Source organism: Pseudomonas alvandae (genome assembly GCF_019141525.1).
GTDB lineage: Bacteria > Pseudomonadota > Gammaproteobacteria > Pseudomonadales > Pseudomonadaceae > Aquipseudomonas > Aquipseudomonas alvandae.
The window spans coordinates 1,407,497-1,433,002 of the sequence record NZ_CP077080.1 but is presented as its reverse complement, the minus strand read 5'-3'; the positions used below and the strand labels follow the sequence as shown (position 1 = coordinate 1,433,002).

Annotated in this window: 15 protein-coding genes and 1 pseudogene; 10 read left to right on the top strand and 6 right to left on the bottom strand. The window is 61.1% G+C overall.

Translation table 11 applies throughout. From position 1 onward, the window contains the following. Positions 1–3 precede the first annotated feature (3 nt). From KSS97_RS06275 to KSS97_RS06240, 8 genes are all read left to right on the top strand, one after another. Positions 4–1,488: an alginate export family protein gene (locus tag KSS97_RS06275; protein ID WP_217861966.1), complete on the top strand. Its 1,485-nt coding sequence runs from the start codon at positions 4–6 to the stop codon at positions 1,486–1,488. Between the two features lie 26 nt (positions 1,489–1,514). After that, positions 1,515–3,104, top strand: coding sequence for a mannuronan 5-epimerase AlgG (gene algG, locus KSS97_RS06270; protein WP_198796592.1), 1,590 nt, complete (start codon positions 1,515–1,517; stop codon positions 3,102–3,104). Positions 3,105–3,116: 12 nt separating this feature from the next. Beyond that, complete coding sequence (locus KSS97_RS06265; protein ID WP_030139653.1) at positions 3,117–4,568, top strand: alginate O-acetyltransferase; 1,452 nt, start codon at positions 3,117–3,119, stop codon at positions 4,566–4,568. Positions 4,569–4,579: 11 nt separating this feature from the next. Continuing rightward, complete coding sequence (locus KSS97_RS06260; protein ID WP_217861307.1) at positions 4,580–5,716, top strand: mannuronate-specific alginate lyase; 1,137 nt, start codon at positions 4,580–4,582, stop codon at positions 5,714–5,716. A gap of 220 nt (positions 5,717–5,936) precedes the next feature. Further along, positions 5,937–7,502: an MBOAT family O-acyltransferase gene (locus KSS97_RS06255; protein WP_030139655.1), complete on the top strand. Its 1,566-nt coding sequence runs from the start codon at positions 5,937–5,939 to the stop codon at positions 7,500–7,502. A gap of 11 nt (positions 7,503–7,513) precedes the next feature. Beyond that, a complete protein-coding gene (locus KSS97_RS06250) occupies positions 7,514–8,689 on the top strand; it encodes an alginate O-acetyltransferase (protein ID WP_030139656.1) in 1,176 nt (391 codons plus the stop codon). 14 nt (positions 8,690–8,703) lie between these two features. Beyond that, positions 8,704–9,369: an alginate O-acetyltransferase AlgF gene (locus KSS97_RS06245; RefSeq protein ID WP_030139657.1), complete on the top strand. Its 666-nt coding sequence runs from the start codon at positions 8,704–8,706 to the stop codon at positions 9,367–9,369. Between the two features lie 218 nt (positions 9,370–9,587). Continuing rightward, on the top strand, positions 9,588–11,039 hold the full coding sequence (locus KSS97_RS06240) for a mannose-1-phosphate guanylyltransferase/mannose-6-phosphate isomerase (protein WP_198796593.1): 1,452 nt from the start codon (positions 9,588–9,590) through the stop codon (positions 11,037–11,039). A gap of 143 nt (positions 11,040–11,182) precedes the next feature. Here the strand turns inward: KSS97_RS06240 and KSS97_RS06235 are convergent, their stop codons facing one another. Further along, positions 11,183–14,005, bottom strand: coding sequence for an RHS repeat-associated core domain-containing protein (locus KSS97_RS06235; RefSeq protein ID WP_217861306.1), 2,823 nt, complete (start codon positions 14,003–14,005; stop codon positions 11,183–11,185). Between the two features lie 161 nt (positions 14,006–14,166). On the opposite strand from KSS97_RS06235, the gene KSS97_RS06230 reads away from it, so the two are divergent. Together KSS97_RS06230 and KSS97_RS06225 are read left to right on the top strand one after the other, a co-directional pair. Then, a complete protein-coding gene (locus KSS97_RS06230; protein ID WP_030139661.1) occupies positions 14,167–14,631 on the top strand; it encodes a hypothetical protein in 465 nt (154 codons plus the stop codon). A 34-nt stretch (positions 14,632–14,665) separates the two neighbouring features. Further along, positions 14,666–15,477: pseudogene (locus tag KSS97_RS06225) on the top strand (SDR family oxidoreductase). A 27-nt stretch (positions 15,478–15,504) separates the two neighbouring features. Here KSS97_RS06225 and KSS97_RS06220 read toward each other — a convergent pair. The 5 genes from KSS97_RS06220 to KSS97_RS06200 all read right to left on the bottom strand — a co-directional run bounded on the left by KSS97_RS06220 (position 15,505) and on the right by KSS97_RS06200 (position 25,373). Then, positions 15,505–20,469 carry a leucine-rich repeat domain-containing protein gene (locus KSS97_RS06220; RefSeq protein ID WP_217861305.1) on the bottom strand — a complete coding sequence of 1,655 codons (4,965 nt, stop codon included), beginning with the start codon at positions 20,467–20,469 and terminating at the stop codon, positions 15,505–15,507. A gap of 83 nt (positions 20,470–20,552) precedes the next feature. Then, a complete protein-coding gene (locus KSS97_RS06215; RefSeq protein WP_217861304.1) occupies positions 20,553–21,416 on the bottom strand; it encodes an efflux RND transporter periplasmic adaptor subunit in 864 nt (287 codons plus the stop codon). Positions 21,417–21,426: 10 nt separating this feature from the next. After that, positions 21,427–21,627 carry a DUF1656 domain-containing protein gene (locus KSS97_RS06210; protein ID WP_003205331.1) on the bottom strand — a complete coding sequence of 67 codons (201 nt, stop codon included), beginning with the start codon at positions 21,625–21,627 and terminating at the stop codon, positions 21,427–21,429. Beyond that, entirely contained in the window at positions 21,617–23,797 is a 2,181-nt protein-coding gene (locus KSS97_RS06205) for an FUSC family protein (RefSeq protein ID WP_217861303.1), read from the bottom strand. Before KSS97_RS06205 ends, KSS97_RS06210 begins: the two co-directional genes overlap by 11 nt. A 10-nt stretch (positions 23,798–23,807) precedes the next feature. Beyond that, a complete protein-coding gene (locus KSS97_RS06200) occupies positions 23,808–25,373 on the bottom strand; it encodes an efflux transporter outer membrane subunit (RefSeq protein WP_225936092.1) in 1,566 nt (521 codons plus the stop codon). Between the last annotated feature and the right edge of the window lie 133 nt (positions 25,374–25,506).

The window sequence follows — 25,506 nt, the reverse complement described above, 5'->3', positions numbered from 1 at the left end:
CTTTTGAAGCTCAACCCTTTTGTGCAGGCTGGTATTGGCCTGTCGTTTGCCCTGCTGTGGTCCTGCCCGACCCTGGCGGCGCTGACCGAAAGCAAGAATTTCGGCCTGGAAGTAAAGATCACCGGCCAGTCCGAAGATGACCGCGACCTCGGCACCCAACGCGGTGGCGATGTCAACGGCGTCGGCCTGGACCTGCGCCCATGGGTCTACGGGGAAAGTGGCGCGTGGAGTGCCTACGCCATGGCCCAGGCCGTGACGTCTACCGACATCATCGAAACCGACACCCTGCAGCAGTCCGACGGCGCGACCCAAGAAACCGACAGCGGTGACCGCGAAGCCAAGAAAAGCTACCTGGCCATGCGCGAATTCTGGATCGGCTACCGGGGCCTGACCCAGTATCCGGGCGAACAGTTGAAATTCGGTCGCCAGCGCCTGCGCAATGACGACGGCCAATGGCGCGACACCAACATCGAAGCCCTCAACTGGACCTTCGACACCACGCTGCTGCGCGCCAACCTGGGCGTGGCCGAGCGTTTCAGCGAATACCGCACCGACCTCAAGGAGCTGTCGCCCCAGGACAAGGATCGCATGCACGTCTACGGTGACGTCGGCTACCAATGGATGCCGGGTCAGTGGGCCGGGATCCGCGCCCACCACAGCCATGACAGCGGCAGCCTCGATTACCCGACCCCGGGCGAAGCCACCGATACCCTGGACAAGACCCAGAACGGTGACCTGACCTGGCTCGGCCTGGAAGCCAACAGTGACGCCTACAACTGGCGCAACACCAACACTGTCAACTACTGGGCAAGCATCACCGGCATGACCGGCGATCGGGACACCGTCAACCCGCTCAACGCCGACGGTACTCGCCCGGCGCAAGCCAAGCGCAGTGACGACGTCGACGGCTGGGCCACCGACCTGGGTGTCCGCCTGCGCCTCGATCCGCAATGGCAAGTCGGTGCAGCGTATGCCCGGGCCAGCGAGGACTACGAACAGAACGGCTTGCAAAGCAACCGCTCGAACTTCACCGGCACCCGCTCCCGGGTCCACCGTTTCGGCGAGGCTTTCCGCGGCGAAATGGCCAACACCCAGAGCGCCAGCCTGTTCGGTTCCTGGCAATTGCGCGACGAATACGACGCCAGCCTGGTGTACCACAAGTTCTGGCGCGTGGACGGCAACAAGCCGGTGGGCAGCAACGGCATCAACGCCGTGGAAAACAACACCGACGACGTGACCGGCGCCATCTTGTCCACTTCCTCCCTGCCGCTTCGCGACGGCAACAAGGACCTGGGCCAGGAAGTCGATCTGGTCGTCACCAAATACTTCAAGCAAGGCCTGCTGCCGGCCGCGCTGAGTCAATCCATTGATGAGCCGTCAGCGCTGGTGCGCTTGCGTGGCGGCGTGTTCAAGCCAGGCGACGCCTACGGCAAAGAGGTCGATTCGTACATGCATCGCGCCTTTGTCGACGTGATCTGGCGCTTCTGATGCGAACGGCCATGGGAGTGCCCGATATGAACCGCTACCTCAGGAACAGCCAGGCGATGAAAGGTTCGATCAGCCTGTTGGCCGCAGCGATGCTGCTGGCCGGCTCGTCGGCGTTCGCCAACGTTGAACCGGTGGCCAAGCCGGGCAACGTGGTCAAGGAACTGCAACGCGCCAAGACCTACACCGTCAGCAGCGCGCCGACCGCGCCGCTGGAGCTGGCCACGCCTACCCTGCCCGACCTCAAGGGCTACACCGCCGAAGCGGCTGCAGCCAAGATCGTACGGACCAAGGCAGGCAAGGTCAGCGTTCGACGGATGATGCAAGAAGACGCCTTGAAGGACTTCATCGGCGGCGACAACAAGATGGCCGAGTGGGTGGTGCGCCAGCACGGTATCCCACAGGCCATCTTTCTTGACGACGGCTACATGAACCTCAAGGACCTGGTCAAGAAAGTGCCCAAGTACGTCATCGAGACTTCGCCAGGCGTATACCTGGCGAAGATCCCGATTGTCGTCGGTCGCAAGGGCATCCTCGAGATCGACAAACAGACCCAGGAACTGCGCCTGTCCCAGGAGGGCGGGTCGTTCCTGGTCAACGATGGCCAGATGTTCATCCGCGACACCAAGGTCACCGGCTGGCGCGAAAAGGACAATGGCCCCGCCACGTTCCGCTCGCCCAAGGAGTTCCGTCCGTTCCTGCTGTCCTGGGGCGGCACCGAGACCTACATCGTCAACACCAAGATGGCCAGCTTCGGCTATGCCAACAGTAAGTCGTACGGGGTGAGTATTTCCCAATACACGCCGAACATGGCCAAGGTCCTCAAGCGCCCGGAACCGACCGGCTGGATCATCGGTTCCGAGTTCTCGGACATGTGGTACGGCTTCTACTGCTACGAGACCCGCGACTTTGTCATCAAGGGCAACACCTACAAAGACAACATCGTCTACGGCATCGACCCCCACGACCGTTCGCACCGGCTGATCATCGCCGACAACACCGTCTACGGGACCAAGAAGAAGCACGGGATCATCGTTTCCCGTGAGGTCAACGACAGCTTCATCATCAACAACCGAAGCTACGACAACAAACTCTCGGGCCTGGTGATCGACCGTAACAGCGTGAACAACCTGATCGCCTACAACGAGATCTACAAGAACCACACCGACGGCATCACGCTCTACGAGAGTGCCGACAACCTGTTGTGGGGCAACAAAGTGATCAGCAACCAGCGCCACGGCATCCGGATTCGTAACAGCGTGAACATCCGCCTGTACGAAAACCTGTCCATGGCCAACGGCCTGACCGGTCTGTACGGCCACATCAAGGACCTGTCGGACACCGACCGGGACATCAAGCTCGACCCGTTCGACGCCGAAGTGTCGCTGATCGTGGTCGGTGGCGAACTGGCCGGCAACGGCAGTGGCCCGCTGTCCATCGACTCGCCGTTGAGCGTCGAGCTGTACCGCGTGTCCATGCTCGCGCCGACCAAATCCAGCGGCATCAGCTTCACGGGAATCCTTGGCGAACGCCAGGACGAAATTCTCGACCTGCTGGTACGCCAGCAAAAAGCCGTGCTGATCGACCCCGTTGAACGCCAGACCGAAATGCGGGACTGAGGAATGACCTTTATGAACCCACAGATGATCAAACTTCTGGGCCTTTCCGCCCTGACTGCCGGCATTCTCGCCGCCGCAAGCGGCGCTCGCGCCGATGAAATCAAGGCACCAACGTTCACTGCCGAACCGTGCTGCAACCTGTGCCCGGCTGCCCACGACGCGAAGAACTACACCACGCGTTACCAACAAAACTTCACCACGCTGGTACAGGCCCAGGGCGACTGGCTGTTCCGGACCCAGGAAGACCTGCGCACGGAGTTCAACACCACGCCGGCCGGCTACAAGCGCATGCAGCAGCTGCACGATGCGTTCAAGAAAAAAGGCGTCGAGCTGGTGATCGTCTACCAGCCGACCCGTGGCCTGGTGAACCGCAACAAACTCAATCCCCAGGAAAAGGCTGCCTTCGACTACGAAAAGGCCCTGACCAACTACAAGTCCATGCTGGGTCGTTTCGCGCAGATGGGTTACGTCGTGCCGGACCTGTCACCGCTGACCAACGAAAACCTGCCCGACACCCTGCCGGCCCACGACTTCTACTTCCGTGGCGACCAGCACTGGACCCCGTACGGTGCCCAGCGCACGGCGAAGATCGTGGCCGAGAAGGTCAAGCAGATCCCGGCCTTCGCCGACATTCCCAAGCGTGAATTCGAAACCAAGAAGTCCGGCCGCATGGGCAAGACCGGCACCCTGCACAACATGGCCGGGCAACTGTGCGGCACCAGCTACGCGATCCAGTACATGGACCAGTTCACCACCGAGCCCAAGGGCGAGGCTGGCGATGGCGACCTGTTCGGCGATTCCGGCAACCCGCAGATCACCCTCGTGGGTACCAGCCACAGCGGCAAGAACTACAACTTCGCCGGTTTCCTGGAAGAAGCCATCGGCGCCGACATCCTCAACGTGGCCTTCCCGGGCGGCGGTTTCGAAGGCGCGATGATCCAGTACCTGGGCAGCGAAGAGTTCCAGAAGAACCCACCGAAGATTCTCATCTGGGAATTCTCGCCGCTGTATCGCCTGGACCAGGAAACCATCTACCGCCAGATGATGGCGCTGCTGGACAACAACGGTTGCGAAGGCAAGCCGGCATTGATGAGCAGCAAGGCCAAGCTCAAGCCGGGCAAGAACGAATTGATGGTCAACAGCAAGAACATGGATCTGCGTAACGGCAGCCACCAGGTCGACATCCAATTCGCCGACACGTCGGTGAAAACCTTGCAAGCCACCCTCTGGTACATGAATGGGCGCCACGAGGACATCAAGATCGAAAAACCGAACACCTCCGAAACCGACGGGCGTTTCGCCTTCCAATTGCGCACCGACGAGGACTGGGCTTCCCAGAACCTCTTGGCTCTAGAAGTCCAAGGGCCTGAAGCCGGCAAGGAGCCATTGCAAGTGGAAGCGAAAGTCTGCAAACGCAACGCATCTCCGCAAGCCGAGCAACAAACGGCTCAAATCGGACAATGAGGTCTCGTCTCATGACCAGAACCATGCGCACCCGAACGTTGAAAACGCTCCTGGCGCCGTCGCTGCTGACCCTGGCGATGTTCGCCGGGGCCACGCAGGCCGCGGCGCCACTGCGCCCGCCACAGGGCTACTTCGCACCGATTGAAAAGGTCAAGGAAGGCGACGGCGGCAAGGGCTGCGAAGCCGTGCCGACGCCGTACACCGGCTCGTTGCAGTTTCGCAGCAAGTACGAAGGCTCCGACAAGGCTCGCGCCACGCTGAACGTGCAATCGGAAAAAGCCTTCCGTGACAGCACCGCCGACATCACCAAAATCGAGCGCGGCATCAGCAAGCAAGTCATGCAGTTCATGCGCGACGGTCGCCCCGAGCAACTGGAATGCACCCTGAACTGGCTGACCGCCTGGGCCAAGGCCGATGCATTGATGTCCAAGGACTTCAACCACACCGGCAAGTCCATGCGCAAATGGGCGCTGGGCAGCATGGCTTCGGCCTATGTCCGCCTGAAGTTCTCCGAGTCGCGTCCGCTGGCCAATCATCAGGACCAGGCGCAACTGATCGAAGGCTGGTTCAGCAAGATGGCCGACCAGGTGGTCAGCGATTGGGACAACCTGCCGCTGGACAAGACCAACAACCACTCGTACTGGGCCGCCTGGTCGGTAATGGCCACGTCCGTGGCGACCAACCGTCGCGACCTGTTCGACTGGGCCGTCAAGGAATACAAGGTCGGCGTCAACCAGGTCGATGCCGAGGGCTACCTGCCCAACGAGCTCAAGCGCAAGCAACGCGCCCTGTCCTACCACAACTATGCCCTGCCGCCGCTGGCCATGATCGCCAGCTTCGCCCAGGTCAATGGCGTGGACCTGCGCCAGGAAAACAACGGCGCCCTCAAGCGACTGGGTGACCGAGTGCTGGCCGGGGTGAAAGACCCGGACATCTTCGAAGAGAAGAACGGCGAAGAACAGGACATGAAGGATCTGAAGATCGATTCGAAATTCGCCTGGCTCGAACCGTTCTGCAGCCTCTACACCTGCTCCGAAGACGTGCTTGAACGCAAGCACGAAATGCAGCCGTTCAAGACTTTCCGCCTCGGCGGCGACTTGACCCGGGTGTACGACCCTTCGCGGGAGAAAGGCGAGAAAGGAAGCTGACACCGTTCTCCCTGCCTGAAAGGGAACCCTGTGGGAGCGAGCTTGCTCGCGATGACGGCGGCACATGCGACTGCGATGCAAGCTGATCCACTGCTATCGCGAGCAAGCTCGCTCCCACAAGGGAAAGTGGTCTGTTTCAAATGCAATGCCCCCCGGTTTTCATGGGGGGGTTTGGGGGGGCTCTGGCCCTTGACTGTTGATTCAACAAGGAGAGATCGGGATGGTATTTTCATCCAATGTGTTCCTGTTCCTGTTCTTGCCGATCTTTCTCGGCTTGTACTACCTGAGCGGGCAACGCTATCGCAACCTGCTGCTGCTGATCGCCAGCTATGTGTTCTATGCCTGGTGGCGGGTGGACTTCCTGGCCCTGTTCGCCGGCGTCACCCTGTGGAACTACTGGATCGGCCTGAAAGTCGGTGCCGCCGGCGTGCGCACCAAACCGGCCCAGCGTTGGCTGCTGCTCGGCGTGGGCGTGGACTTGGCCATCCTGGGCTATTTCAAATACGCCAACTTCGGCGTGGACAGCCTCAACGCAATCATCACCAGCTTCGGGCTCAACCCGTTCATCCTGACCCACGTGCTGCTGCCGATCGGGATCTCGTTCTACATCTTCGAGTCCATCAGCTACATCATCGACGTGTATCGCGGTGATACGCCGGCGACCCGCAACCTGATCGACTTCGCGGCGTTCGTGGCGATCTTCCCGCACCTGATCGCCGGCCCCGTGCTGCGTTTCCGCGACCTGGCCGACCAGTTCAACAACCGCACCCACACGCTGGACAAATTCTCCGAAGGCTGCACGCGCTTCATGCAGGGCTTCATCAAGAAGGTGTTCATCGCCGACACCCTGGCGGTGGTGGCCGACCATTGCTTCGCCCTGCAGAACCCGACCACCGGCGACGCCTGGCTCGGCGCCCTGGCCTATACCGCGCAGCTGTACTTCGACTTCTCCGGCTACAGCGACATGGCCATCGGCCTGGGCCTGATGATGGGTTTCCGCTTCATGGAAAACTTCAAGCAGCCCTACATCAGCCAATCGATCACCGAGTTCTGGCGCCGCTGGCACATCAGCCTGTCGACCTGGCTGCGTGACTACCTCTACATCACCCTGGGCGGTAACCGCAAAGGCACGCTGATGACTTATCGCAACCTGTTCCTGACCATGCTGCTCGGTGGTCTGTGGCACGGCGCGAACATCACCTACGTGATCTGGGGTGCGTGGCACGGCATGTGGCTGGCCATCGAAAAAGCGGTGGGCATCAACACCACGCCGCGCAGCATCAACCCGATCCGCTGGGCACTGACCTTCCTGCTGGTGGTGATGGGCTGGGTGATCTTCCGTGCCGAGAACCTGCACGTGGCCGGCCGCATGTACAGCGCAATGTTCAGCTTCGGCGACTGGTCGCTGTCGGAACTGACCCGCGCCAACCTCACCGGCCTGCAGATCGCCACGCTGGTGGTGGCCTACGTCACCCTCGCCTTCTTCGGCCTGCGCGACTTCTACACCAACCGTCCGCCAGTCAAGACCAAGCCTGAGGTGAACACCGAAGCCAACGGCCCAGCCACCGCGCAACCGGGGATGATCAAGGCAGTACCGGGCGACAACCCGTCGACCATCCACGAACCTGGCTACACCGTCGGCGTCGAGGCCCAGGTGCAACCGGCCTACTGGACCGTGGACTGGTCGCGCTACGTGATGCGCGCCCTGGTATTGCTGTTGTTCATCGCCTCGATTCTCAAACTGTCGGCGCAAAGCTTTTCGCCGTTCCTTTACTTCCAGTTCTGAGGGATCCGGACATGACCCGCTCATTACGCATCTTCTACGTCGTGCTGTTCATGCTGATTTTGACAGCACTGGGTATTTGGTCGATGCGCAGCTTCTTCGGCTTCAGCACCAATCCCGATGCGACCGTGCTCAACGGTCGCTGGGCCAAGGCCGTGGAAACGCACTACGACGACGAGTTCCCGATCAAGCGCCTGGGCACCAACATCTGGGCGGCGCTGGACTACAAGCTGTTCAACGAAGGCCGCAAAGGCGTGGTCTTGGGCCGCGACCAGTGGCTGTACAGCGACGAAGAGTTCAACCCGATCGTCAACGAAGACCAGAACCTGCAAGGCAACTACGCGCTGATCGAAGGCGTGCGCCAGAAGCTCAAGGAACAAGGCATCACCCTGGTCATGGCGATCGTGCCGGCCAAGGCGCGCCTGTATCCCGAGCACCTGGGTGAAGTGAAGCCTTCGAGCATTCACGCCAACCTGTACCAGGATTTCCATGCCCGCGTGGCCACGGACAAGATCCTTGCCCCTGACCTGCTCGGCCCGCTGCAACAGGCCAAGCAGAGCGGCCAGCAAGTGTTCCTGCGCACCGACACCCACTGGACGCCTGAAGGCGCACAAATTGCTGCGGAACATCTGGCCAAGGCCATTGCCGAACGCACACCACTGAATGGCGAACCACAGCGTTTCGTCACCGAGCCTGCGGAGAAAATCATCCACAAGGGCGACCTGCGTCAGTTCCTGCCGCTCGATCCCCTGTTCGAAAACCTGATGCCGGCCCAGGAACCATTGGTCAAGCGCAACACCCGCGAAGCCGATGACCAGCCGGCCAGCGATGACGCGCTGTTCGCCGATGCCCAGGTGCCCGTGGCCCTGATCGGTACCAGCTACAGCGCCAACCCCAACTGGAACTTCGTCGGTGCGCTCAAGCAAGCCCTGCACAGCGACGTCGTGAACTACGCCGAAGACGGCCACGGCCCGATTCTGCCAATGCTCAGCTACCTCAAGAGCGACGCCTTCAAGAACAGCCCGCCACAGGTGCTGATCTGGGAGTTTCCTGAACGTTATCTGCCCGTGAACAACGAGATCGGCGACGCCGATCCGCAGTGGGTCGCCGAGCTCAAGCAAGCCGGCGCCCGCCAACAGAACGTAGCTGCTAACACACAATCCGAGACGCCCGATCGGGCGCAAAACTGAAAGAGAGGTCCACCATGACTTTCAACACTACTCCTCGCCGTCTCGCTGCTCGCTCCTTCAAGGCCGTTGCCCTGGTCGCCAGCATGAGCGCCCTTTCCTTGTCCGCCTTCGCCGGTGACTCGGCCCTGTACGGCCCGGTCGCGCCAAAAGGTTCCAGCTTCGTGCGGATCTACAACGCCAGCAACGCCGAAGTCAGCGCCACCGTCGGCAGCACCAACATCAGCGACGTGGCCCCGTTGGCCAGCAGCGACTTCAGCTTCATGCCTGGCGGCGACTACAGCGCCAAGGTGGGCAGCCAGACCGTACCGGTTAAACTGGCCTCCGATCACTATTACACCCTGGTCAACAACGCCAGCGGCCAGCCACAACTGATCGAAGAACCACCGTTCAAGAACAAGCAGAAATCCCTGGTACGCGTACAGAACCTCACCGACAAGGCGCTGACCCTCAAGACGGCCGACGGCAAGACCGAAGTGGTACCGAACGTAGCGGCCAAGGGTCGTGGCGAGCGTGAAATCAACCCGGTGAAAGTGTCCCTGGCCCTGTTCGAAGGCGACAAGAAAGTCGGCGATCTGAAACCAGTGGCCCTGGAGCGCGGCGAAGCGGCCGTGCTGTACGTGACTGGTTCGGGCAGCAGCCTGTCGCCAGTGTGGGTCAAGCGCCCGGTTTCCACCCGCTGATGAATTCACCTGATTGACGTTGTACCCCTGTGGGAGCGGGCTTGCTCGCGAATACGGTCTCACATTCAACATTGATGTTGGCTGAACCACCGCTTTTCGCGAGCAAGCCCGCTCCCACCCTGAATCGGGGTGTCAGTCGGGTACGGAACAAAAACAAGAGAGTGAAACGACAGAACGCAGTAGCTCTAAAACCATTTCGCTTCAAAGGAGTAACAAACATGATTCCGGTGATCTTGTCAGGTGGTAGTGGCTCACGTCTTTGGCCGCTTTCGCGCAAGCAATTCCCTAAACAGTTCCTGGCCCTGACCGGTGAACACACCCTGTTCCAACAGACCCTCGAGCGCCTGGTGTTCGAAGGCATGGACACGCCGATCGTAGTCTGCAACAAAGAGCACCGCTTCATCGTCAACGAGCAGCTGTCCGCCCGGAACCTGGAAGCCCAGCGCATCCTGATGGAACCGTTCGGTCGCAACACTGCGCCGGCGGTGGCCCTGACCGCGATGATGCTGGTCAACGAAGGCCGCGACGAACTGATGCTGGTACTGCCGGCAGACCACGTCATCGAAGATCAGAAAGCCCTGCAACGCGCGTTGGCCTTGGCCACTGTGGCTGCCGAGCGTGGCGAAATGGTGCTGTTCGGCGTACCGGCCACCAAGCCGGAAACCGGCTACGGCTACATCAAGTCGACCAACGACGCCCTGCTGCCTGAAGGCGTGAGCCGCGTATCGCACTTCGTCGAGAAACCCGACGTCAAGCGCGCCACCGAGTTCGTCGAAGCCGGCGGTTACTTCTGGAACAGCGGCATGTTCCTGTTCCGCGCCAGCCGCTTCCTCGAAGAGCTGAAAAAGCACGATCCGGACATCTACGACACCTGCCTGCTGACCCTGGAGCGCAGCGAGCAGACCAACGACACCATCACTTTCGACGAAGCCACTTTCGCCTGCTGCCCGGACAACTCCATCGACTACGCCGTGATGGAAAAAACCCAGCGCGCCTGCGTGGTGCCGCTGTCGGCCGGCTGGAGCGACGTCGGTTGCTGGGCATCGCTGTGGGAAGTCAACGCCAAGGACACCAACGGCAACGTCACCAAGGGCGACGTGGTGATCCAGGACAGCCGCAACTGCATGATCCACGGCAACGGCAAGCTGGTGTCGGTGATCGGCCTGGACAACATCGTCGTGGTCGAGACCAAGGACGCCATGATGATCGCCCACAAGGACAAGGTCCAAGGCGTCAAGCAACTGGTCAACACCCTCAACGCCCAGGGCCGCACCGAAACCCAGAACCACTGCGAGGTCTATCGTCCGTGGGGCTCCTATGACTCGGTGGACATGGGTGGTCGTTTCCAGGTCAAGCACATCTCGGTCAAGCCGGGCGCGTGCCTGTCGCTGCAAATGCACCACCACCGCGCCGAACACTGGATCGTGGTCAGCGGCACCGCCGAAGTGACCTGCGACGAGAACGTGTTCCTGCTCACTGAAAACCAGTCGACCTACATCCCGATCGCGTCGGTCCACCGCCTGCGCAACCCGGGCAAGATCCCGCTGGAAATCATCGAAGTGCAGTCCGGTAGCTACCTGGGCGAAGACGACATCGAGCGCTTCGAAGATATCTACGGTCGTTCCACCCCGCTCGAGCGCGGCGTGTCGGTGAAGACCATCGCCCAATAAGCGTCAGTAACGATCAGCCGTACAAGAAGCCCCCATCCAGCCCACTGCGTCCCCTATCCGCAGCGGGTTGGGTGGGGGCTTTTTTTCATGAATCCAACAGCCTTACTGATGCGTCTATACACTCGAAAATCAGCTTTCGGCTATCAACGGTTAGCCACCAGTACCTGTTTGGATTGCACTTTTCGAACGCGTGTCTTCGAATAAACACTGACTGACGCGTTCGAGCGATTAAACAAGGATGGTTTTTTATCCGGCGAATACTGATTGATCGCAGCCGTGCCCTGCGTGCTCTGTTGAAAAATGCTCCAGACGCCATCCTCTCGGTTGAATCTCATAAAAGCGAAGGCGGTAGTGACTTCCTCCTGTTGGCCTTCGGAATTCAAGATATAACCGTAATCCTTGTACTCCATTGCCGCACTGAGTCCTAGACCATGGTCGATAACAGCCAGGTCGTTGTATTCGACGTCTTCCTTTCCTCCTTGCACATGCCGGACCCGCAGAACATTGTCGTTGAGCTGATCAACAGTCAACGAACAACCACTGAATCCAGGAGTGAAGACATGATCCGCGTCCCGCCGACCGGGATTTATGGGAATGTCGACAAAGCCCCCCTGCGGCGCCCAATAGGCTAATACTGCGTTGTTTCCTTGAGGAATATCCGTGGGACTTCTCAAAACCCTCAAGGCGTTGAAAACTCCACTAGCCACCCCGCCGTAACTAAATTGTTCCATTGTAAACAGCAGGTTACCTCCGCCTTGCAGGTTACTGAACTCGGGAGGGAGTGCACGAACATCACTTAATAGAAACGTGCTGACTTCCACTTCCTTGAGTTCAGTTTCGCTAAGCGCGCTGTGGATACTGGTCGGTTTTGCGACCGCCGGCAGATTCCGCATAAATGTTCCGACATCAGCCCGCTTGGCCCCAGAAACGTTGCGCTCAGCACCTATTGCAATGACCGGTTGGTGTAATCCATTGGAACGTTTTTTCGTAGTTATTGAGCCATCATCGTCGATGAAAGACATTGGATTGTTTCTGACCATCCGGTAAATATTCAAACCATCCACCGTCCCCGCCGGGTCCGGATTCACCCAGCGCTGCAACCACGGGGCGTAATACCGAAACCCATAGTAATAAAGCCCCGTCGCATCCCGCTCCTTGCCCGAGTAGCGCACTGTCTTGTAACCCACTTCGATTACGTCATTTCCAGTCAGATAGGCCGTTTCGCCGAAGGGATAGAAATGCTCCCGGCTGATGATCCGCCCGTCCTCGGCCAGCTCCAGGCCAACCGAACCCAGATGATCGGTAACGCTGAATCGGTAAGCGTCGTTTTCTCCGGTCGGCGGCGTGCTTTCCCAATGCAATACCCGAACATCGCTGAGCCCGCCCTGGGCGACGATCACCTGCAGCGCCTCGCCCGTTCCGCTGTCGACACGCAGTTCCAGCCCCGGCAGATAACGCACCTCGGCGGTCAGGGTACGGGTGCCGGTTTGCAAGGTGCGAAGCTTGCGCGCCCGTTGCCCGCCGCCGTCGTAGATATAAACCTCGCTATCATCAAGCCCCGATGTCCGTTTGATGGGTGTGACCGAACCCATCTGGTTACGCAGGTCCCAGGCCAGGAATCGACCCGCGTCCAGCGCCAGGCAGTTACCCCGCGCGTCGAAGGCGGCAGCGATTTCCTCCTCGGTGGGCGGCACTCCGTCGCGGTAAGGCAGGCAGCGATTGCTGTAGCGCGCCGCTTGGATTTGTCGACCATGGCTTTGCGCACCGAAGTGAACCAGCTCCAACAGGTTACCGCCCTCGTCATAGCGGTAGGTCTGTCGATAATTGCCCACCGCCGCGGGATCGTTGCGCCCCACCGAATCGGGGCCTTGGCTGACCGGTCTGGCCTCCCAGCCAGTGGCTTCGATCAATTGGTAGAGGCTGTCGTAGACAAAACGACTGAGCGGATCGATGCGTTGGTTGGCGAAGTAACGGACCGGCAGGGCATGGTCCTCGATGCTCAATACGTTGCCCATCGGGTCGTAGTCGTAAAGCAAGTGGTGCAGCACGTCGCCGGCGCGCATGGCCTGGTGTTCCATCAATCGCCCGTCTTCGGGTCGGTACTTGAGCGTGGTCTGCAGGCCGTTCCCGGCTGTTTCCTGTTCAATCTGCGCCTGGGCGCTATAGCGAATATCGCTCACCAGCACCTGCCAATCGTCTTGCCCCTTCAACAGCAATTGGCTGCCGGACAGCCGGCCATCGAGCGTAAGGTCTTGTCGTTGTCGATTGCCCCTGGCGTCGATCCGCTCCAGCACATCGCCTAACGGCCCAAAGCGCCACGTCGAAACGGCGCCGTCGCCCGGCTCCAGCAAGTGTTCGCGATCGGCCTCGGATTCCGGCCAATCGGGCAACGCCACATCGAAGATGAAACGGCGATCCTGCGTAAGGTTTTGTCCGGTCAAGGCAAAGGACGACAGCAACAACGTACCCGCCGTATCGTCGTGGCGGATCAATCGCCCGTACTGGTTGTGATCCTGATCGCCTTGGCCCGAATAGCCATAGGTCAAGCGCTCGGTGCACCGCCGCGACTCCCCTGCGCCCTGTTCAAAAACTGCGATGGGGCGCAGCAAGGCATCGTATAGGTGATCCCGCCGCGTCCCTCGGCCATCCCAGCCACGTATATTTTCGCCGGCAAGACTTGGCAGAATGGTTTGTGTACCCGCATCAACGCTGACCGTGTGCAGCTCAGCCCCGGACAACGAATAAATCGCCGAAAGGTTGGCGGGCGTCGATTCGTCACTTTCCTGCAAGGCCCACAACCGCGGGTCCCACTGCTTGGTCGCGCGCCCCGCCATGTCAAAGAGGCTTCGATTTGTGCGCCGCTGCGCGAGGCCATCTTCAAGGTTTCGGCAATAGTCGATCAAGCGGACCGCCAAGCTACGCGGATCAAAGGCGATCAATCCAGGAGTTCTACGGTCCATGCCCATCGGTAAGCCTTTTGCGTGGGGGTCACCTGCCCATGTAATAAGCGGAAGACGCAATTGCCTACTGTCATAGATGACAGTCACGACGGACGGTGCTGGGCGCATGAATATCCATCGCCCGCGCCCTTCGGTAGGATGTGGCAACCGGAACGGAGGTTTCGAACATGCTTATCGGCGTCGTGCTGGTCATCACCTGGCTCATCCTGCTGTTGCGCTACCCGGCCAAGGCCTTGCCGGTGTCCCTGGCGGCCTTCGTCGGGCTGGGGCTGGTGGCGGCGTGGGTGCTCTGGGAAGAAAGCCGCGAGACCCGGCAACTGGCCCGCCTGGACCTGCAGATTGCCTACGCCCCCGAACATTGCCCTGCTGATCGGCCGTTGCGCCTGAAAATCCGCAATGGCAACGACGCGCCGTTGACGGAGCTGCGCTGGCGCATCGCAGCTTACGCGCCCGGCGATAGCATCAACCTGGCCGACAATCTCTACAGTTCACCGCGTTATCGCGGCCCGGGCGACTTGCAGCCCGGTGCCGACTGGCAGGACTGCTTGCCAATCCCGCCGCTGCGTCCCGGCTATCGTCCGCAAACCCTGGAGTTTCGCGCCGAGCGATTGCAAGGTAGCTTCGCCAACTGATCTTCCTCCCACCTGCTTGCACAAGGAACACGCCATGCCCGTTGCGTTGATTACCGGATGTTCCAGCGGCATCGGCCGCGCCCTCGCCGACGCCTTCAAGGCCGCCGGCTACCAGGTCTGGGCCAGCGCACGAAAATCCGAGGACGTGGCGCAACTCAACGCCGCCGGGTTCACCGCCGTGCAACTGGACGTTAACGACGGCCCGGCGCTGGAACAGCTAGGCGAACGAATCAACCAGCAACACGGCGGCCTCGACGTGCTGGTCAACAACGCCGGTTACGGCGCCATGGGCCCGCTGCTGGATGGCGGCGTGCCGGCCATGCAGCGCCAGTTCGAAACCAACGTGTTCGCCATCGTCGGCGTGACCCGCGCACTCTTTCCTGTGCTGCGCCGGGCCAAGGGATTGGCAGCGTGTCCGGTGTGCTGGTCACGCCATTTGCCGGCGCCTACTGCGCCTCCAAGGCAGCCGTGCATGCCCTGAGCGACGCATTGCGCATGGAATTGGCGCCGTTCGGCATCCGCGTCATGGAGGTGCAGCCCGGCGCCATTGCCTCCAGTTTCGCCAAGAATGCCGGCCATGAAGCCGAGCAGTTGATCAGCGAACAATCGCCCTGGTGGCCCCTGCGCGATGGCATCCGAGCCCGCGCCAAGGCATCCCAGGACAACCCGACCCCTACCCGCGAGTTCGCCGCCGCGTTGCTCAAGGCCATTCAGCAACCCAAGCCACCCCGCCTGCTGCGCCTGGGCAATGGCAGTCGCGCATTGCCGTTGATGGCAACCTGGCTTCCTGCCGGTTTGCTACAGAAGGGGTTGATGAGGCGGTTTGGATTGAAGCGGCCGTTGTAGTCTGATAGCAGGCCGGCCCTCAAACGTTCAGATCAAGGGCCTGCGATCCCACCAGTTTGTCACCAACGTCTGGGTAGCCTGGGTTGAGGCCTGTATCGCTTCAATGGTCTGGATGTGTTTAATGATCAACCACGTCCGACGTACTTGTTCAGAATTGAGTTCAATGCCGTCAGTTCCCCAAGCGACCCCTTCTACCGGCTCCAGATGGGGCTGAGCCTGGGGGGGATGGGTCATTTTGTCGAGTAGTTCCTCCGGCCACTGGGATGTATTCAAAGTTCCCCTGAAAGCTATGTCATCCAGGCTTTCGGAGATCCCTTCCCATTTCCCCTCGAACGCGCGCCAAATGGGGGACATTTCGTTGAGGTAAGGCGCCCAGGAAAGCGTCTCAAACAGCGGGGCTCCCTCCGTCATGTCTTGTAATAGATATCCTGTAAAAAGCGCCTCGGTTGCGTGGGTATTTAATACCTGTCGGGTCCATCCTTCCTGAGCCCGTTGTACACGCGCCCAATTCAAATAATGACGTTGAATGAATCGGGTGAAAGGAGCGTTGCTCCACAAGTCGATGCAAAAGTCAAAGAACAGGGAGATGTGCGTTTCCAATTCGGCCAATGTGAATGGCTGATGGCGCAAGCTGGCGCCCAGTCGCGAATACACACGCGACTGCAGTGCCATGAGTCGCTCGTCAAGATTAGTTATACGCGGACGCATCGCGTCCATACGCCCCCCTAGATTGAAAAGACGTCCGACGGCATCCTCGCCACTCCTCTGAAATCCGCTATTTTGCGCCTCTCCAAGTCGTGTGATTTCGTCACTGAGCCAGTCCAAAAACGCTGAAGCGGAGGGGTTTTCGCGCAGCTTTTCGAATTCCCTGCGCAACCCCGCATCCCGGGTCCAGGCATCGCGGGTATAGGCAAAGCGAAAATTGGCCTCTCGCAGCCTGGAGATCTGGCTCACCGGCAGCGGATTGTCATCCAGGTTGATGCCCAGCAATCTGCGGTTCCCCTCGTTTCGGGGCAACACGGACAGTATGGGATCGACATGGGTAATGGCATTGCCGAGTAACGTCAGGTAGAGCTGGCTCACGGGCGTGCGCTGGATCAATTGAATCAGTGCCGCCGGAATTTCCTTGAGTCGGGTGCGAGCCAGGTTCACGAATTTCAGTCGAGGCAATCCCGACAGGCTCGTCAAACCGATCACACGATTGCCGCTCAGGTCCAGCGCGACCAGACGCTTCAGTTCCCCCAGGAACGCGCTGTTTTGCTCGTCCAATACCAACCTGCTATCACCCAGGCTCAGGTTTTCCAATTGCCTCAGGCCGCCGATTGCTTGCAGCAGCTCGGGGGTGAACGCCGGGTTGTTCTTCCATACCAAATGTTTAAGCCGCGGCAATCCGCCCAGCGCCTCGATAGCTCGGGCGCCGATTCGGCCCGGCACCAGCTCCGTGACACCCGATACGCCAGAAAGCTCCAACCACTCCAGCGTGGCATGGGGCGTGGGCCCCAGCAGGGAAGCGAATACTTCGTCATTGAACACAAGGGGGTTTTCGTCCAGGAAAAGGAACCGCAGCCGTGGCATGCCCGCGATGGCGGAGGGACAGCGCGTGAGGCGATTATGGACCAGCGACAATTCGACGACCCTGGGAAAACGGCTCAAGAAACCCGAAGGCACGTCACTGAGCGCCAGTCCACGGAGCGTGAGCATTTCAATATGGCTGAAATCAGCCGTAAGAATCGGCAGTCGCCCTATCGGGCCGGCCGCCACTTCCAAACCGAGCACCGAGCTGTCCCCGGCGGTAAAGCGGGTCTCCCGACGCCAACCGCGGCGCAGCGCCCTGCCTACCTTTCGACGAATCACCGACCTTTGCGCCGGATCGTCAAGCTCCACCGCATGGTGTTTGTCCGCAGCTTGCTCCCATACCTCCAAGCTTTCGTCGAGGGTTTTCCATTCGGCCTCTTTTTCATTGATCAGCAGGTCAAGGGGTCTGCCCGACTGAGCGCTGCGTTCCTGGAGTTCGGCCATCACCCGGACGCTGATGTCTGCGTGCGGATAGAGCGACTGAAGACGTGACTGTGGGGTTGCCCCGCGCTGCCAAAAGGCAACCCCTCGGCCACTCAACGGATAACCCGGCGTTTCGCCCACTCGCTCCGGAAAACGGACATTGGCAGGTTTCGATGCATGGATCCCCAATGCAGAGCGCAACTGGTCGCGACTTCCCAAGGCAATGTCCAACAGTTGTCCGCGCAGCTTGTCGTGTTCCCAAATGTCCAGGTCCAAGCGATGGCGTGCCGAGTCAGGCAAAGCCCGCAACAAGGCATCTTCCAGGCTCGTGGGTGGGCCGAGTTCGTTATTTGTCTCGTCAAAGGGCTCATAGCGATCGTCGCGGCGGCGAATGGTTTTCAACGGCCCGGTTCCACCCGCTTCCAGAGGACCGAAAGAACGCTCCTCAAGCAACAATTGCACCCGTACCGGCTCGTCCAGCCTCGCCAGCTCAAGGGCAAGCAGGCTCATGACCAAGCGGTCCCGATCGTTGCCCGAGACGCCAGCTTGCAAGGCTTCCAACGCCCGCGATACACGTAGCTCACGCAACGCCTCGACGGTTCTCTGCGCCAGGCTCTGCGGCACGCGGCCGATGCTCAAGCCGCGTTCTTCTTCTATCGTCATGTCCGCCAGCAGAGCATCCGCCACGGGCTCCGGCAAGCTCGGAAAGTCTCGACACAACAGCGCCACGTTCGGATGCTGCCCAGGGCGATTGGCGAAGTTCTCCACCAGGCGGTAGCCATCGTTTTCAAGGCTATCAGCCAACAGGTTGGCGAAGCGTCGGTAGGTGACAGCAGGGCTTTCCCACGGAGTCTCGGCGCCCAACAAAGCGCGTTGCTCTCGGGCATCGAGCTGCAAGAGCAACCGCTCTTGCCATTGCCCACTGTGAAATGCAGAAGCATCGAGGTGCAGCTCGGGGCCTGCTCCTGATCTGAAGAAAGAGTTTTGTCCATCCATGTAGCGGAACGCACGCCGGACCGGCCACCCCGGCAACTCTGTCAGCAATTGCACCACGCCCCGGGGTACTTGTGGCAGGGGGTGATTGGCACGTAGCCGGGTCACTGCATCCGACACTTGCGCCCGAGCTGCAAGACGTCGGGCCATGTAGGGCAAGTGCACCGGCAGAGGCTCGCCATTCACGGCGAGATAGCGCAGCCGATCATCGCTGATCCCGATCAGTCGCTGGGCATCGTCAAGGCTTGCGTTCGCTAACGTTCGCAGTTGCGGGTCGATTTCCCGCAGCAGCCGTGCGCCTTGCATGCCCAAGGGATCCCGATGCACCCAACGCCACCCTGTTGAACGTTCCCATTCAAGGGCCGGTACAACACCACGGTAGTTCGGAGGCAGTTTGAGGCGCAGATCGCGTCCGTCGCCAACGACCTCATAAAAAACGCCTTCCACGTCCACCCAGGCATCATCCGCAGCGCGCCAGACGCCGTATCGATCGGCGGTCGAATATTCAGGCGGCACGCGCAGGCTGGCGCTCGGCCGGGTGCGACCGTGCCAAAGCCGCTCACTGCCATCGTTCGTCACCACGGGGGTCATCTCGCCCAACAGATGATTGGCCCCGAAAGCGCCTACCGCAAACGTCGTGGCACTCATTGCGGCGCTGAACAGGTGTTGGATCGCCTCGAGCCTCTCCCCCAGGTTGAGCGCATGGACGCCTTCATAGACATCCAGAATGAATTGCCCCATTCCCAGGGCAACACCCGCCCAGGCCAGTGGCTCGACACCGGGCAGGAACATGCTGATGCCGCCAAGAAATTGCAGCCCTGCGCCCAGCCACATCCAGGTTTCTCCGATCAGTACACCGGCGTCGATATGAGCCACTGAACGGGCCTGGCTCGACGCGCTACTCAACACGACGCTACGCCATTCACGGTAGAGGCCCTGCCAGACATCTCCGCGCAGTTCATGAACCTCGACCAGGTTTTTCTCCCCTCTTCGCAGCAGGCCTACCAGCACCCGATCACTCCAGTTTCTGTCAGGCAGCGGCAACAGTCGGGAAAAAAACGCTGCATATCGAAGGTCACCCAGGCGCATGACGAGATCAGCCTGGAAAGCTGCCGAACTGGCGTATTGCTTGAGGGGCGAGACAGGATCGTCCGGAATATGGACCACGATCGGCACCCACTGCCCCACGATTTGCCGATCCCCCCAAAAGACCCGCACGCCAGGCAGGACGATGCGATGCTCCGCCCGCCAGCGTTCGCCCAGCTCAAGGCCGCTGGCGAACGCCGCGGGCAGCGGCTGAACCTTCACGGTGGCATCGAGCTGCACGCCAAAAGCCGCCAGGATGCGTTCACCCGTGACATCCAGCAACCCTTGCATGCGGGCTTGCAGGGCGTCGTGTCGCAGCTGCGTTTTCCGAAACTGGATGTAATCCGACGCGAAGGCAGGCAACGAGATTGCGTCATGGGAAAGCTGCGGAATCTGGCGTCGCAACTCGGCAGCGTAAGCGGCTCCGGTATCCAGGTCACGACACAAACCGGCGAAGTCGTTCATCTGCACGACAGACGCCTTGGCGCGGTCAGGATAAAGCTCGAATTGGCTGCCTCGGATGAAAGCCTGAGCCTCGGTGTCGGCACGGGGGAAATTGATCAGCGCGTGTTCCAGCAATGATCGCTCTTCAGGGAGATGTGGCTTGCACACCAGCGTAGCGGGACCGCCTCCAGGGACCGGATAAGTCGCGCAATCATCCCGAAAATGCCTGATCAGTCGAGAGCGCTCCAGGTCAATGCGCGTGCCGAAAAGGCGATCCATGTGGGCTTGTATACGAGACAGCGCAAAGTCGCGCAATGACGGGATAACCGCATTTGTCACATTGAAGCGATGCGCGGCCTCGGCCAAGTCCAAGGCGGCCTGTAGCAGCCTTGCCTGTTCGCTCTGGTTCGCATCCAGCAGCCAACGGGGCAGTTGCTGGCGAATAAAGTGGTGGTGAGTCAGCTGGGTCATCGAGAGTTCCTTCAGTCGAGGACGCCAGCTTGAACGGGCCTGGGAGAGGCAAGGTGGTAAATATGTACTACATTCGAAGGGCCTCAGCGCCCAACGGGCGGCTCGACCACCACCGTACAGGTCATCCCCGCCGCCAGCAGCACGCCATCCGGCACCTCATCCAAATGAATGCGCACCGGCACCCGCTGGGCCAGGCGTACCCAGTTGAACGTCGGGTTCACGTCGGCGATCAACTCGCGGCTCTCGGGGTTGTCGCGGTCGTAGATCCCTCGGGAAATACTTTCCACATGGCCCTTGAGCACCTCACCGCTCATCAGTTGCAACTGCGCCGAATCGCCTACCCGCACCTTGGGCAACTTGGTTTCTTCGAAGAAGCCGTAGACCCAGAACGAATTCATGTCCACCACCGCCATTTTCGCCTCGCCCATGCGCGCATAGTCGCCACGGTGCACGTTGAGGTTAGTGACGTAGCCGTCCACCGCCGCGCGAACCTCGGTGCGGGCCAGGTTCAGTTCGGCCGCCTCCAGTTGCGCCTGGGCCTGCTGGTAATCGGCCAGGGCCGAGTCGGCGATGTTGCTGGCGTCGTCACGGTTTTCCCGGGAAATCACCAGGCTGTCCAGGTCGGCACGTCGGTGCGCATTGACCTTGCGCATTTCCCAGGTGGCCTTGCGCGACGCCACCAGTGAACGCGCTTGTTTCACGGCGATGCGGTAATGCTCGGGGTCGATGCGCATCAGCAAGTCGCCCTTTTTCACCAACTGGTTGTCGCGCACCGGCACCTCGACCACCTCGCCGCTGACGTCGGCGGCGACATTGATGATGTCGGCCCGCACCCGCCCATCGCGGGTCCAGGGTGTGTTCATGTAATGCACCCATAGCGTACGGCCGATCCACAGTGCCAAGGCCAGCACCAGCAACGTCGCCAGCAGGCTGAAAAGCTTTTTCATTGTGTCGATCTCAACGGTAGACCGTCAGCGCCAGTGCGCCGAACAGGCAGGTGAACAGGCTCAGGCGCAGCAGCGCCGGGTGCCAGAAAAAACGGTACAGGTCCAACCCCGAGAGGAAACGATCCAACGCCCAGGCCAGGCCGGCGGCGATGAAAAACATCAGGGTCATGGTGGGCATGTAAACGCCGTGGAAGGCGATTTCACGGGGCATGTTCAAGTTCCTGGGGAGGCGGCGTGGTGTAAGCCGCCAAGGGCGATTGCGGGTCAAGCAGCGAGGTGCGGATGAAGTGCAGGTAGCTTTTCACCCGACGCAGGGCCGAGGTATCGAAGTGCGGGGCGAAAGGCTCGTCAGTGGCCTGCACGCGGCCAATGGCGTGGTCCACCGCCACGAGTGCGCGCTCCAGATTGCTCTGGCTCGGTTGGCGGAACAGCCGCACCAGCGCGCGTCCCATCACTCGGATCGCCTGGCGCCATGGCTGGCTTTCGGCATAGGCCGGATGCACCGGCAGCGTCGCCTGCTCCTTGCGCAACTCGATGATCGCGTGGCCGATTTCCAGCACTACGAACATCCAGCGCAGCAAATTCCGTTGCACCCGGGGCTGCCCCGCCGCCAGCCCATAGGCCTGGTGCAGCAAGTCCCGGCTGCTGCTCTCGAAACCCGAGGCCAAGCCCTTGAGCTTGCCGCTGATGGCGAACACCACTTGTTCGCGCAGGTCCTGTTCGAGCCGGCGCCACATCCAGCGGCTGTTGGGCGGCAGGATGATCGCGCCAGCGGCGGCGCACACCAGCATGCCGAGGATCATTGCAATGTAATCGTTGATGAAGGTGTAGGGGTTGTAGACCGCCAGGTTGTCCGGCACGGAACCGGTGCTGAAAAAAATCAGCAGACCCAGCCCGACCCCGGCATGCTGCGGTCGAGAACTGAGAAACGAACCCAGCATGATCACCGGCGCCAACATTACGCAGAGCAAGGGGAAACCGTCGATCAGGGGAAAGACGAAAAACATCTCGACGAAGCCGACCAATGCCCCGACCAATGTGCCGCAGGCCATCTGGAATGCCATGCGCTTGGGGTTCGGCGTAGCCGCGGACAGCCCGACGGTGGCGGCGGCGATCATCGTCATGGTCGCGCCGCTCGGCCAGGCCGTGGCGACCCAATAGCTGCCCAGCACCAGCAGGATGAAGGCTGCGCGAAAACCGGAAGCGGCGGCCGCCAGGCCGTTGGTCTGCGACACGAACGGCTCATCCCAACGTTCCCGTTCATGGCGATGCTCGGCCAGGGAAGCATGGGTCTGGGCGTAGCCATGCAGGTCCTCGACAAAGCGATACAGCAGCTCATAAGCGGTGTGGAAATCCAGTTGCTGCGCGTCACTGGGTTCCGTCTCCTGGAATTGCGCCCGCAATCGGCGCACCTGGGCCGGCAAGTCGGCCTTGTAATCAGCCAACGCCGCTGCCAGCCGTGCCGCATCGGCATCGGTCAAGGCCCTTGCGCTGAAGCCATCCAGCAGTTCGGCCAGGTTCTGCAATCCGGGCTTGATGGCGCTCACCACCGAGTCCGCCGCGCCGGTGCGCAACCGTTCGAGCAACTGGTGCAAGGCGTTGAAACGCGTGGTCAGGCTCATGAACTCGCTGTTCAAGCGACTGAGCCGACCGTTGCGCCGGCGCATGTGCGGGTCTTCGAACACGGTCACGCTGCGCAAGCCCTCCAGCCCTACCGCCTCGGCGATGAACCCCACGTTGCGCGCCTCGAATGCCTCCGGTTGGCTGCGCCCGCGCAAGCCATCGGTGACGAACAGGGCGAACACACCAAAGCGCTGGTAGAGCGCATTGCGCATGGCGGCACTGGCGGTTTGCGGCAGGATCGCGGCACTGACGGCGGTGGCACAGAGAATCCCCAGGGAAATTTCCAGCACCCGCCACACGGCCGCCATGAAGGCCCCTTCCGGATGGGCCAAGGCCGGAAGGCCGATCATCGCTGCGGTGTAGCCGGCCAGCACGAAACCATAGGCCCGGAAGTTGCGATAACGCGCCGCTCCCGCCGAACAGATGCCGACCCAGATCGCCAGGCAGCCGAGGAACAGCTCGGTGTTCTGGGCGAACAAGGCGATCAACGCAACCATCACCGCCGAGCCGGCCAAGGTGCCGAGCAAGCGATAAAAGCTCTTGGCGAAAACCTGGCCGCTCTGGGGTTGCATGACGATGAACACGGTGATCATCGCCGTACGCGGCTGGGGCAATTCCAGGCGCATCGCCAGCCACAACGTCAGGAATGCGGCCAGCAAGACCTTGAAGATATAGACCCAGGTCACGCCATCGCTGCGGGCCCAATCAAAGAAACCACGGCGCCATTCGAGGCGATACAGCCAGAGTAGATACGTCACGCAAGGATACTCAGCATCGTGGCGAGGGAGCTTGCTCCCGCTTGGGTGCGCAGCACCCACCTGAAGGGACTGCTGCGCAGTCCAGCGGGAGCAAGCTCCCTCGCCACGGGGCATGGCTCAAGTCAGCGGTATCGTTGCCAGCCTCCAGCCCGCCCCCCAACGCCGTCACGAGATCGGCATGGGCGCTCAGGCGCGCCGCTTCCACCTGTTGTTGCACCTGTTGTTGCTTGAACAACAGGCTCTGGGCGTTGAGCACATTGAGGTAGTCGGTCAGCCCGCGCTGGAAAGCAACCATTGCAATGTCATAGGTGCGCTGGGCAGCGGCGACGGACTCGGCGGCGAAAGCCTGTTGTTTGTCCATCGACTCGCGGCGGATCAACTGGTCGGAAATGCTCTTGAGCGCGGTCACCAACGTCTGGTTGTAATGGGCCACGGCGATGTCGTAACCGGCGGCCGCCTCGCCCAACTGCGAACGCAGGCGCCCGCCATCGAAGATCGGCAGCGAGATCGCCGGGCCGACGTTGTAGGTGAGTTTCTTGCCGGTCAGGAACTCCAGCGCCCCGCCGCCGGTGGCCATGTAGCCCAGGCTGCCCACCAGGTCGACGTTGGGATAGAAACCGGCCCGGGCGACATCGATGCCCCGGGCCTGGGCCGCCACCTGCCAACGTCCGGCCACTACATCCGGGCGCTGGCCGAGCAGTTCGGCGGGCAACGCGGACGGCAATTTCAATGGGGTTCCCAACGCCAGGGTGGGACGTTGCAGGCCCGCGCCGTCGCCCGGCCCCTTGCCCGCCAGCGCAGCCAATTGGTTGCGGCTCAAGGCAATCGCTTCATCAAGGGCGTCGAGTTGACGATGGGTTTCGGGCAGCGGCGCCTGGGCCTGGCTGACCTCGAAGTGGGTGCCGATGCCACCGTCCAGGCGCTTCTGCGCCAGTTCGAGAATCTGCTCCTGTTGACGGAGCGTCGCGGCAACGATATCGCGCTGGGCGTAGTGCAGCGAAAACTGGATATAGGCGCGCACGATGTTGTTCTGCAATTCCAGCTGCGCCTGCCGCGCCTCGGCAGCGCTGACATGGGCCAGGTCGACAGCCTGCTCGCTGGCGTTGCGCTCGCGGCCCCACAGGTCCAGGGCGTAGCTCAGGCCCAGGCCGGCGTTGTTGTCCCAGGTGGTGGTATTGGCCAACTCGCCCGGGCCGTAGAACTGATCGGTCGGCCAGTTGTGGCGCTTGAGGGTTGCCTCGCCATTGATCTGCAACGACTCGGCCGCCTCGGCGACACCGGCCATGGCCCTGGCCTGCCGCACCCGGGCGGTGGCCATGGCCAGGCTCGGGCTGTCTTGCACGGCCTGCTCGATCCAGCGATCGAGTTGCGGATCGCCATAGGCTTTCCACCACTGGCGGCTCGGCCAATGGGCGTCGCGGGCGGCCTCGCGAATCGCTTCGTCGGTTGCCAATTGGTTGGGCGACAATGCCTCGCCTTGCGCTGCAATCCCCCCCGTGCCGATGCAACCGCTGATGGTCAACGTCAAAACCCAAACACTGAGAGTCTTCAGCTCTCTGCTGATGCAACGCGGCACTGGCGCTAAATTCCTGAAAAATAAAGGGCATGACGACGGTCTGCGGATGACGGCAAACCTGTGGGAGCGAGCTTGCTCGCGATGGCGTCCTGGCATTCACCTCACGTGTCGTCAGTGAAGGCCTCATCGCGAG

Bases quoted from the DNA above. Each gene is read 5' to 3' on its own strand.
- algG (WP_198796592.1), top strand. From the start codon at position 1,515: ATGAACCGCTACCTCAGGAACAGCCAGGCGATGAAAGGTTCGATCAGC.
- KSS97_RS06265 (WP_030139653.1), top strand. From the start codon at position 3,117: ATGAACCCACAGATGATCAAACTTCTGGGCCTTTCCGCCCTGACTGCC.
- KSS97_RS06260 (WP_217861307.1), top strand. From the start codon at position 4,580: ATGACCAGAACCATGCGCACCCGAACGTTGAAAACGCTCCTGGCGCCG.
- KSS97_RS06255 (WP_030139655.1), top strand. From the start codon at position 5,937: ATGGTATTTTCATCCAATGTGTTCCTGTTCCTGTTCTTGCCGATCTTT.
- KSS97_RS06250 (WP_030139656.1), top strand. From the start codon at position 7,514: ATGACCCGCTCATTACGCATCTTCTACGTCGTGCTGTTCATGCTGATT.
- KSS97_RS06245 (WP_030139657.1), top strand. From the start codon at position 8,704: ATGACTTTCAACACTACTCCTCGCCGTCTCGCTGCTCGCTCCTTCAAG.
- KSS97_RS06240 (WP_198796593.1), top strand. From the start codon at position 9,588: ATGATTCCGGTGATCTTGTCAGGTGGTAGTGGCTCACGTCTTTGGCCG.
- KSS97_RS06235 (WP_217861306.1), bottom strand. From the start codon at position 14,005: ATGGGCATGGACCGTAGAACTCCTGGATTGATCGCCTTTGATCCGCGT.
- KSS97_RS06230 (WP_030139661.1), top strand. From the start codon at position 14,167: ATGCTTATCGGCGTCGTGCTGGTCATCACCTGGCTCATCCTGCTGTTG.
- KSS97_RS06220 (WP_217861305.1), bottom strand. From the start codon at position 20,469: ATGACCCAGCTGACTCACCACCACTTTATTCGCCAGCAACTGCCCCGT.
- KSS97_RS06215 (WP_217861304.1), bottom strand. From the start codon at position 21,416: ATGAAAAAGCTTTTCAGCCTGCTGGCGACGTTGCTGGTGCTGGCCTTG.
- KSS97_RS06210 (WP_003205331.1), bottom strand. From the start codon at position 21,627: ATGCCCCGTGAAATCGCCTTCCACGGCGTTTACATGCCCACCATGACC.